At 71.5% G+C, this 9,708-nt stretch carries 8 protein-coding genes; 5 read left to right on the forward strand and 3 right to left on the reverse strand.

The window, feature by feature from the left end; genetic code table 11:
- The first annotated feature begins 167 nt into the window (after window positions 1–167).
- Window positions 168–848: a YoaK family protein gene (locus tag ACFXGX_RS40975; protein WP_384802834.1), complete on the forward strand. Its 681-nt coding sequence runs from the start codon at window positions 168–170 to the stop codon at window positions 846–848.
- Window positions 849–894: 46 nt separating this feature from the next.
- Here the strand turns inward: ACFXGX_RS40975 and ACFXGX_RS40980 are convergent, their stop codons facing one another.
- Window positions 895–2,064, reverse strand: a complete 1,170-nt coding sequence (locus tag ACFXGX_RS40980; protein ID WP_328452998.1) for a steroid 3-ketoacyl-CoA thiolase — start codon at window positions 2,062–2,064, stop codon at window positions 895–897.
- Window positions 2,065–2,370: 306 nt separating this feature from the next.
- Between ACFXGX_RS40980 and ACFXGX_RS40985 the strand changes: the two genes are divergently transcribed.
- Window positions 2,371–3,615: a cytochrome P450 gene (locus ACFXGX_RS40985; protein WP_384802838.1), complete on the forward strand. Its 1,245-nt coding sequence runs from the start codon at window positions 2,371–2,373 to the stop codon at window positions 3,613–3,615.
- Window positions 3,616–3,847: 232 nt separating this feature from the next.
- On the opposite strand, the gene ACFXGX_RS40990 is transcribed toward ACFXGX_RS40985, so the two are convergent.
- On the reverse strand, window positions 3,848–5,896 hold the full coding sequence (locus ACFXGX_RS40990) for a bifunctional glycosyltransferase 87/phosphatase PAP2 family protein (RefSeq protein WP_384802842.1): 2,049 nt from the start codon (window positions 5,894–5,896) through the stop codon (window positions 3,848–3,850).
- 457 nt (window positions 5,897–6,353) lie between these two features.
- Here ACFXGX_RS40990 and proP point away from each other — a divergent pair, with 457 nt between their 5' ends.
- Both proP and ACFXGX_RS41000 read left to right on the forward strand, forming a co-directional pair.
- Window positions 6,354–7,751 carry a glycine betaine/L-proline transporter ProP gene (gene proP, locus ACFXGX_RS40995; protein ID WP_384802845.1) on the forward strand — a complete coding sequence of 466 codons (1,398 nt, stop codon included), beginning with the start codon at window positions 6,354–6,356 and terminating at the stop codon, window positions 7,749–7,751.
- Window positions 7,752–7,877: 126 nt separating this feature from the next.
- Window positions 7,878–8,549 carry an O-methyltransferase gene (locus tag ACFXGX_RS41000; RefSeq protein ID WP_384802848.1) on the forward strand — a complete coding sequence of 224 codons (672 nt, stop codon included), beginning with the start codon at window positions 7,878–7,880 and terminating at the stop codon, window positions 8,547–8,549.
- A gap of 45 nt (window positions 8,550–8,594) precedes the next feature.
- Here the strand turns inward: ACFXGX_RS41000 and ACFXGX_RS41005 are convergent, their stop codons facing one another.
- The gene (locus ACFXGX_RS41005) at window positions 8,595–8,990 is read right to left on the reverse strand and encodes a hypothetical protein (protein ID WP_384802865.1); all 396 of its coding nucleotides are present in this window, start codon (window positions 8,988–8,990) and stop codon (window positions 8,595–8,597) included.
- Between the two features lie 121 nt (window positions 8,991–9,111).
- Between ACFXGX_RS41005 and ACFXGX_RS41010 the strand changes: the two genes are divergently transcribed.
- A complete protein-coding gene (locus tag ACFXGX_RS41010; RefSeq protein WP_384802851.1) occupies window positions 9,112–9,540 on the forward strand; it encodes a DUF1992 domain-containing protein in 429 nt (142 codons plus the stop codon).
- Window positions 9,541–9,708 lie beyond the last annotated feature (168 nt).

The raw sequence follows: 9,708 nt of genomic DNA on the forward strand, positions 1-9,708 counted from the left end.
TGCCGGTACATCGATGCCCGTCGCCACCGACGCCCACCCCTCACCCAACGGCGACGGGCTGATGCACCGGCACGGCCCCGACCCACCCACCGGTCTCAGCCGGGCCGTGCCACCGACCGGACCCGCGAGCACGGACACGACCCCGGCCCCGTGGTGGACTGACCCCCATGACCACGCCGCACGACCCCGACCCCGAGTCAAAAGGCCTCCGCCTCGTGCCCGCGCTGCTGTCGCTGACCGTCGTCAGCGGCCTCATCGACGCGGTGAGCTACCTCGGCCTGGGCCACGTCTTCACGGCGAACATGACCGGCAACGTGGTCGTGCTCGGCTTCGCCGCCGCCGGCGCCCCCGGCTTCTCCGTCCCGCACACCCTCACGTCCCTGTGCTGCTTCGTGGCCGGCGCCACGACCGGCGGACGGACGACCGTGCGCCTGAGCGACGGCCCCCGCCGCACCTGGGCCCGCGCCGTCTTCGCCGCGGAGGCCGTCCTCACGGCCGCCTGCGCGGCGGTGGCCTTCGCCGCCCCGCACGCGACCGCCACCACCTACACCGTGATCGCCGTGACGGCCTTCGCGATGGGCCTGCGCAACGCGACGGTACGCAGGCTCGGCATCGCCGACCTGACGACCACCGTACTGACGATGACCCTCACGGGCCTGGCCGCCGACTCCCGCGCCGGCGGCGGCGCGGGCCACCACTCCCCACGCCGGACCGCCTCCGTCCTGGCGATGGCGGCGGGCGCCCTGCTCGGCGCGTGGCTGGTCCTGCACCACGGCCTCGCCCTCCCCCTGCTGATCGCGGCACTGATCCCGGCGACCCTGGCGGCGACCGTCTCCGGTCGGGAGTAGCGCCCGCGAGCCGACGGCGAACCCGCCGCAGGCCCGCGGCGCCCGCTCACAACCGCTGAATGATCGTCCCCGTCGCGAGCCCCCCACCCGCACACATCGTGATCAACGCGAACTCCTTGTCAGCACGCTCCAGTTCATGCAGCGCCGTGGTGATGAGCCGCGCCCCCGTGGCCCCCACCGGATGCCCGAGCGCGATCCCGCCCCCGTTCACGTTCACCTTCTCCAGGTCCTGCCCGAAGACCTGTGCCCAGCTCAGCACCACGGACGCGAACGCCTCGTTGATCTCGACGAGGTCGATGTCCTTCAGCGACATCCCGGCCTTGCCGAGCACGGCCCGGGTGGCGTCGATCGGCCCGTCCAGGTGGAAGTGCGGGTCCGAACCCACCAGCGCCTGGGCCACGATCCGCGCCCGCGGCCGCAGCTTCAGCGCCCGCGCCATCCGCTTGGACGCCCACAGGATGGCCGCCGAACCGTCCGAGATCTGGGAGGAGTTGCCGGCCGTGTGAACGGCCGTCGGCATCACCGGCTTCAGCTTCGCCAGCGCCTCCATGGACGTGTCGCGCAACCCCTCGTCCCGGTCGACGAGCCGCCACATGCCCTGCCCGGCCCGCTGTTCGTCCTCGGTGGTGGGCACCTGCACGGCGAACGTCTCGCGCTTGAAGCGTTCCTCGGCCCAGGCCACGGCGGCCCGTTCCTGCGAGATGAGCCCGAGGGAGTCGACGTTCTCGCGGGTCAGTCCGCGATGGCGCGCGATCCGTTCGGCCGCCTCGAACTGGTTCGGCAGATCGACGTTCCACTCGTCAGGGAACGGCTTGCCGGGCCCGTGCTTTGACCCCGAGCCCAGCGGCACCCGCGACATCGCCTCGACACCACAGCTGATCCCGACGTCGATGACACCCGCGGCGATCATGTTGGCGACCATGTGGGAGGCCTGCTGCGAGGAGCCGCACTGGCAGTCGACCGTCGTCGCGGCCGTCTCGTAGGGCAGCCCCACGGTCAGCCAGGCGGTACGCGCGGGGTTCATCGACTGTTCGCCGGCGTGGGTCACCGTGCCGCCGACGATCTGCTCGACGCAGTCGGCGGGGATGCCGGTGCGGCCGAGGAGTTCACGGTAGGTCTCGCCCAGGAGATAGGCGGGGTGCAGATTGGCGAGCGCGCCTCCGCGCTTGCCGATGGGGGTCCGTACGGCTTCGACGATCACGGGTTCCGCGGCCATGGGGGCTCGTCCTCTCCTCAGGCCTGCCCGGCGGCCAGGCCCTGCTGAACCGCGCAGCGCGGGGCGTCCCGGCCCACCCACCGCGCAGAACTAGAACGCGTACCAGTTCTGCGTGCAGTTTGCTGAGCGAACCCCCCGCGCCGCAAGGGTCGTGCAGCTCCCGAAGTCGTGATCTGCACCAATCCCGCACGGAATTGGGAGGCCCGCACCTCTTGCCACTTGTAGAACCCGTTACTACCTTCACGGCGATTCCATGTTCCTGATGACCCGTCAGAATCACATGCGAGAAAGAGCCTGGAGTTGCCGATGTCCTGTCCAGCGCTGCCCGACGGGTTCGATTTCACCGACCCCGATGTGCTCCACCAACGCGTACCCCTCCCGGAGTTCGCCGAGCTGCGCCGGGCCGAGCCGGTCCACTGGATCCCGCAACAGCCCGGTGTGGCGGGCTTCGAGGACGACGGCTACTGGGCCGTCACCCGGCACTCGGACGTCAAGTACGTCTCGACGCACCCCGAGTTGTTCTCCTCGTTCCTCAACACGGCCGTCATCCGCTTCAACGAGCACATCCAGCGCGAGCAGATCGAGGTCCAGCGGCTCATCATGCTGAACATGGACCCGCCCGAACACACCCGGGTCCGGCAGATCGTGCAGCGCGGCTTCACCCCGCGCGCCATCCGCTCCCTGGAGGACGCGCTGCGCGCCCGGGCCGGTTCGATCGTCGCGAACGCGCTCGCGCAGACCGCCCCCGACGGCTGCTTCGACTTCGTCACCCAGGTCGCCTGCGAACTGCCGCTCCAGGCGATAGCCGAGCTGATCGGCGTCCCGCAGGAGGACCGCGTCAAGATCTTCGACTGGTCCAACAAGATGGTGTCGTACGACGATCCGGAGTACGCGATCACCGAGGAGATCGGCGCCGAGTCGGCCACCGAACTCATCTCGTACGCGATGAACATGGCCGCGGACCGCAAGCAGTGCCCGGCCAAGGACATCGTCAGCACCCTGGTGGCGGCGGAGGACCAGGGGAACCTCGCCTCCGACGAGTTCGGCTTCTTCGTCCTGCTGCTGGCGGTCGCCGGCAACGAGACGACCCGCAACGCCATCACCCACGGGATGCACGCGCTGCTCACCCACCCCGACCAGTGGGACCTCTACAAGAGGGAGCGGCCGAAGACCACCGCCGAGGAGATCGTCCGCTGGGCGACCCCCGTCGTCGCCTTCCAGCGCACCGCGACCCAGGACACCGAACTGGGCGGGCAGCGGATCAGGAAGGGCGACCGCGTCGGCATCTTCTACTCCTCCGCGAACAACGACCCCGACGTGTTCGAGAACCCCGAGGTCTTCGACATCTCCCGTGACCCCAACCCGCACCTCGGCTTCGGCGGCGGCGGTCCGCACTTCTGCCTCGGCAAGTCCCTGGCCACGCTGGAGATCGACCTGATCTTCAACGCGATCGCCGACGCGATGCCGGATCTGCGGCTGGCGGGCGACCCCCGCCGCCTCCGCTCCGCCTGGCTGAACGGCGTCAAGGAACTCCAGGTCCGTCACGCGTAGCGGGGCCGCGCGCACGCTCGGGCCGGCGGTCTCCCGGCACCGCCGGCCCGTCCCGAGGGAGGCAGGGGCACCCCCCCGCGCCCGCCTCTGCCTCCCCCGAGACCGCGTCCGCACCCGCACCCGCACCCGTCACCTCGAAACAGACCGGATCGCCCGGAGCCACAACCTGACTGCCCGGCCCCACGACCTGACCGCCCAGCCCCACCCCGACCCCCGCCCCGCCCCGCCCCGATCAGCCCGGCGTACGGCCCACCGCGCGGACCGGTGGCCCCACCCCGGCCCCGGCCGGTTCCACGGCTGCCCGGACCCGCGGGCCGCTGATGAGATACGTCAGGCCGAAGCCCACGGCGACGACGGCCGCGCCGCCGACGGCGTCCAGGACCCAGTGGTTTCCGGTCGCCACGATCGAGGAGACCGTGAGAAGCGGGTGCAGCAGGCCCAGCGCCTTCATCCACCACCTGGGCGCCAGCACCACGATGACGATCCCGCACCACAGGGACCAGCCGAAATGCAGCGAGGGCATCGCCGCGTACTGGTTGGTCAGCTCGGTCAGCGTGCCGTAGTCGGGCTTGGAGAAGTCCTGCACCCCGTGCACGGTGTCGATCACGCCGAGGCCCGGCATCAGGCGCGGCGGGGCGAGCGGGTAGAGCCAGAAGCCGACGAGGGCGAGGAGGGTGGCGAAGCCGAGGGCGGAGCGCGCCCAGCGGTGGTCGGCGGGGCGGCGGACGTAGAGCACGGCGAGGATGGTGAGCGGGACACCGAAGTGGAACGACTGGTAGTAGAAGTCGAAGAAGTCCCTCATGCCGGGGACCTGGACCACCGCGTGGTTGACCCAGTGCTCGATGTCCAGGTGCAGAAACCGCTCGACGGCGAGGATCTGCCCGCCGTGATGCTCGGCGGCGGCCCGCCCGCCGGAGTTGCTGCCGCCCGTGGCGGCGAGCCTGACCTGCTGGTAGGCGGAGTACCCGACGCGGATCAGGAGCAGTTCGAGCAGCAGGTTCGGGCGGGTGAGGACCCGGCCGGACGGCAGCAGCGGGATCCGCCTCCAGCGTGTGGGGGCGGGCGCCGCGTGGTCGGTGGGGAGCGGGGCCCGGTAGTACGCGGAGGTACGGGGCAGGAACGGTACGGCCGTGGCGGCGGCCAGCGCGGCGATCAGCACCACGTTGTCGCGCACCGGTTCGAGCACCGGCATGTCCGGCAGCATCATCCGGGCGGGCAGTGTCATGACGAGGACGACCGCGACGGGCCACACATAGCCGTCGGAGGTCTTCCGGCCGACCCGGCCGACGAGGGCGAGCAGGACCCACAGGACCTGGTGCTGCCAGGTGGTGGGCGAGACGGCGACGGCGACGCAGCCGGTCACCGCGACGGCGAGCAGCAACTGCCCGTCGCGGGCGTAGCGCACCGCGCGGCGCAGACCCAGGACGGCGACGGCCACGCCGAGCGCCAGGAAGAGACCGACCTCCAGCGGCCCGGTGAGGCCGAACCGCAGCAGAGCGCCGTGCAGGGACTGGTTGGCGAGGTCGTCGGCGGACTTGCCGAGGCCGACACCCGCCAGGTGGTGCACCCAGTACGTGTTCGAGTCGCGCGGCATCGCGGCCCAGGCGAGCGCGGTGAGGGCGGCGAAGGTGACGCCGGTGGAGACGGCGGCGCGGCGGCGGCGGCCGGTGAACCAGAGCAGCGGGGCGAAGAGCAGCACGGTCGGCTGGAGGGCCGCCGCGAGCCCGATGAGGACCCCGCAGAGGCGCTCGCCGCGGACGACGAAGCAGCCGAGCAGGACGAGCAGCACCGGGATGATGCTGGTCTGGCCGAGGTAGAGGGCGTTGCGCACGGGGAGCGACAGCATCAGCAGGCTGACGGCCACGGGCGCGGCGAGCAGCGACGTACGCCGGCTGACGGGCGGCGGCAGGGCGCGGGCGGCGACCAGGCCGAGCGCCACGACGAGCAGCAGGGTGCCGAAGGTCCAGCCCCAGCCGAGGGCCTGTTCGGCCGACCGGGTGAGGGGTTTGAGGACGAGGCCGCCGAACGGGGTGCCGGTGAACTGTGTCGAGTCGTACAGCGAGCCCTTCACGTGCAGTACGCCGTTCGGGCCGACCCAGGTCTCCAGGTCCGTCAGCCGGTCCGCCTTGGGCGTGCTGAGGACGGCGGCGAGCTGTCGTACGGCCAGTATCGCGGCGACGGCCCAGAGCACGACGCGAAGCGCGCGCAGTCGTGCCCGCACCGTCTCCGGCGCTCCCACGATGCCTTCGCCCGGCCGTCCGCCGTGCTCCACGTTCGCCACGCCCTGTCGGCCCTCCCGACCCATTGACCGGTCTGCGTCTCACAGATCCCTTATGTCAACCCATATCAGGACCTCGCGTGTCCCGGCCACCGTCGCCGGGAGGGGCGGCAGGCCCGGATCGACCTGAACATCTTCTCCGCTTTGTCCGAATATCGACGGTCGGCGAAGGGGTCGGTTCCCGGCCGGGCCCGCGACATGACTCACAGAGGACCCTCCGCGAGGGCGGCTCCGATTCCCTCGTCACGCCTGCGTATGCCGCCTTTATGTGCGCTGCGCACCCGGTCGCCTACCTCACGTGATGGGGGCAAAGGGTCCTAAGGTCGCTTTTCGGCCCGTCTCCGGACGGGCCGTCGGTCCGCCCCGGGTCACCCGCGGGTCACCTTCACGGGTCACCTGTGCGAGCCCCCGGGCCCGCTCCCGGGCGGACCCGTCCCTGTCCCCGGCGAAAGGAAGGCTCTTGCCGACCGCTACCCCGACCGCGACCCCGACGGCCCCCGCCGTACGTGTCCCGGCTTCCGCCCGCCTCGTCCCCTCCGAGGTCACCGTCACCGACCCCGCGCTGGTCAGGCGTGCCGTGAAAGCGGCGGCGCTCGGCAACGCGATGGAGTGGTTCGACTTCGGCGTCTACAGCTACATCGCGGTGACCCTGGGCAAGGTCTTCTTCCCCTCGGGCAACCCGACCGCCCAGCTCCTCTCGACGTTCGGCGCCTTCGCCGCGGCCTTCCTCGTCCGCCCGCTCGGCGGCATGGTCTTCGGCCCGCTCGGCGACCGGATCGGCCGCCAGAAGGTCCTCGCGCTCACCATGATCATGATGGCGGCGGGCACTTTCGCGATCGGTCTGATCCCGTCGTACGCCACGATCGGTGTCGGCGCTCCGGTCCTGCTGCTCGTGGCCCGTCTGGTGCAGGGCTTCTCCACCGGCGGCGAGTACGCGGGCGCCACGACCTTCATCGCCGAGTACGCGCCGGACAAGAAGCGCGGCTTCCTCGGAAGCTGGCTGGAGTTCGGCACGCTGGCCGGATACATCGGCGGCGCGGGTCTGGTGACCCTCATGACCGCCCTGCTGTCCACCGACGACCTGCTGTCCTGGGGCTGGCGCGTCCCGTTCCTGATCGCGGGCCCGATGGGCATCATCGGCCTCTATCTGCGGATGCGTCTGGAGGAGACCCCGGCGTTCGCCGCGGAGCTGGAGAAGTCCGAGGCCGCCCGCCCCAAGGTGCCGCTGCGCGAGATGGTCGCCGGCCAGTGGCGCACCCTGCTGCTGTGCATGGGCCTGGTGCTGGTCTTCAACGTCACCGACTACATGCTGCTGTCCTACATGCCGAGCTACCTGACCAGCGAGCTCAAGTACGACGAGACGCACGGTCTGCTCGTGGTCCTCGGCGTGATGGCGCTGATGATGGTCGTGCAGCCCTTCGCGGGCGCCCTGACCGACCGGATCGGCCGCCGCCCGGTGATCGCCGCGGGCTGTGCCGGCTTCCTGGCCCTGTCCGTCCCGGCGCTGCTGCTGATCCGCCAGGGCAGTCTGCTCGCCGTCGCGCTCGGCATGGGCGCCCTCGGCCTGCTGCTGGTGTGCTTCACCGCCGCGATGCCCGCCGCGCTCCCGGCGCTGTTCCCGACCCGGGTCCGCTACGGTTCGCTCTCGATCGGCTTCAACGTCTCCGTCTCGCTCTTCGGCGGCACGACGCCGCTGGTCGTCACCGCGCTCATCGGGGCGACCGGGAACATGATGATGCCCGCGTACTACATGATGGCCGCGGCCGTGATCGGCGGTGCCGCCGTCTGGTTCATGACGGAGTCGGCGGGCCGGCCGCTGCCGGGCTCGGCGCCCGCCGTGGAACCCGCCCGAGGCTGACGTCCGCGGGCCCCGCGCCCCGGCGACGCGCGGGGCCCGAATCCCGCTGGCACGCGGGGGCGCCGGGGGCTAGGTTCGAGGCGGAAGTCCTTAGCGCATCTAACTAGGCTATGAAAGGCCCGGTGCATGAGCGAGTCGCAGCTCTGGAACGACGTCGACGACCACTTCACCAACCTCCTGGCCCCCGCCGACGAAGTCCTCGCCGCCGCGCTGCACGACAGCGACGCGGCCGGACTGCCCCCCATCAGCGTCGCGCCGAACCAGGGCAAGCTGCTCCGGTTGCTCGCCGAGATCCAGGGTGCCCGCCGCATCCTGGAGATCGGCACGCTCGGCGGCTACAGCACGATCTGGCTGGGCCGCGCGCTGCCCGCCGACGGGACGCTGATCACCCTCGAGTACGACCCCCGGCACGCCGAGGTCGCCCGCGCCAATCTCACGCGGGCCGGCCTCGACAAGATCGCCGAGGTGCGGGTGGGCCCCGCCCTGGAGACCCTGCCGAAGCTGGCGGACGAGAATCCGGAGCCGTTCGACCTCGTCTTCATCGACGCGGACAAGGTGAACAACGCCCACTACATCGAGTGGGCGGTCCGGCTCACCCGGCCCGGCAGCGTGATCGTCCTCGACAACGTGGTCCGCGGCGGAGCGGTGACCGACGGGACGAGCACCGACCCGAGCGTGCGGGGCACCCGGGCCGCCCTCGAACTGATCGCCTCCCACCCGAAGTTGGACGGCACGGCGGTGCAGACGGTGGGCAGCAAGGGGTACGACGGCTTCGCGCTGGCCCGCGTACGGGCCTGACCGCCCGGTCCCGCACCGCCGCACCTCCGCACCCCCGCACAGGGCTCAGACCTCGTGGTAGAAGCCCACGTTCACGGTGTGGGGCCCGGTGCGGTCCTGGATGACGAGTTCACCGGAGCCGCCCGCCGGGAGTCTGGCCGTCCCGCCGTACGGAAGCGGCTGGGGCTGCAGTCCCGTGAGGATCAGCCGGACCTCGGAGGACGGCTCCGCGTGGGAACCCCGGAGCCAGCTGACCTGCCAGGAGCGGTCCGGGCCGCACAGGAACTCCAGGTGGACCCGGGAGACGAACAGCCAGTCGTCGGGGGTCGCGAGACGGCACACGGCCCGGTCCCGGCCCACCCGCAGCATGGCTCCTGGGTCGCTCGGCGCGTCGGCCATCTGCATCCCGGCCGTCGCTCCGGCGTCCCCTCCGGTCACCGAGGCCATGGTGAGTTCGAGCAACGCGCGCTCCTTCGTGAGGTGCTGGTTCCAATTGTCCCGCCGGGGAACGAGGTTGCCCCGTCGCCGCCGCATGATAATTCGACCTTCACCGTCGCCGTGCGACCTCCGGCACAATGGACTCATGACCGAGCGCAAGCCACCAGGTGTCAGCTTCGAGTCGTGGGTCGACCGGCAGATCCGCCAGGCGGAGGCCCGCGGCGAATTCACGGAACTCCCCGGCGCGGGCAAGCCGCTGCCGGAGGTCACCGACACCCCGTACGACGAACTCTGGTGGATCAAGCGGAAGATGGCCCGTGAGGGGCTGTCCGTCCTGCCGCCCACGCTGGCCCTGCGCAAGGAGGCGGAGGACGTGCTCGCGGCGGTTCCCGCGCTTCCCTCCGAGCGGGCGGTGCGACGGGCCGTCGAGGACGTCAACGTCAAGATCCGCGACATGATGTTCAAGCCGCCGCCCGGACCTCCGCTCGGCCTCAAGCCGTACGACGTGGAACGGATCGTCCAGGAGTGGCACGCGGCCCGCGAGAACCCGGCCCCGGACGGCCCGCGACCCTAGGTCGTGTCCGCAGAGCCTCCCGTGCCCGGCGGCGCCTGGCACGCTCCCCCAAGCTCTTCGAGCAGGGGGGACTCCCACTCGCCGGACCGACGGGGGGGGGGGGCCGGCGGTGGGTGGGGGGCGGCGGCGGCAGGGTACGGGGGGGGGGGCGGGGGGGGCGGAGGGGCG

Source organism: Streptomyces sp. NPDC059371, from assembly GCF_042751995.1.
Taxonomy (GTDB): domain Bacteria; phylum Actinomycetota; class Actinomycetes; order Streptomycetales; family Streptomycetaceae; genus Streptomyces.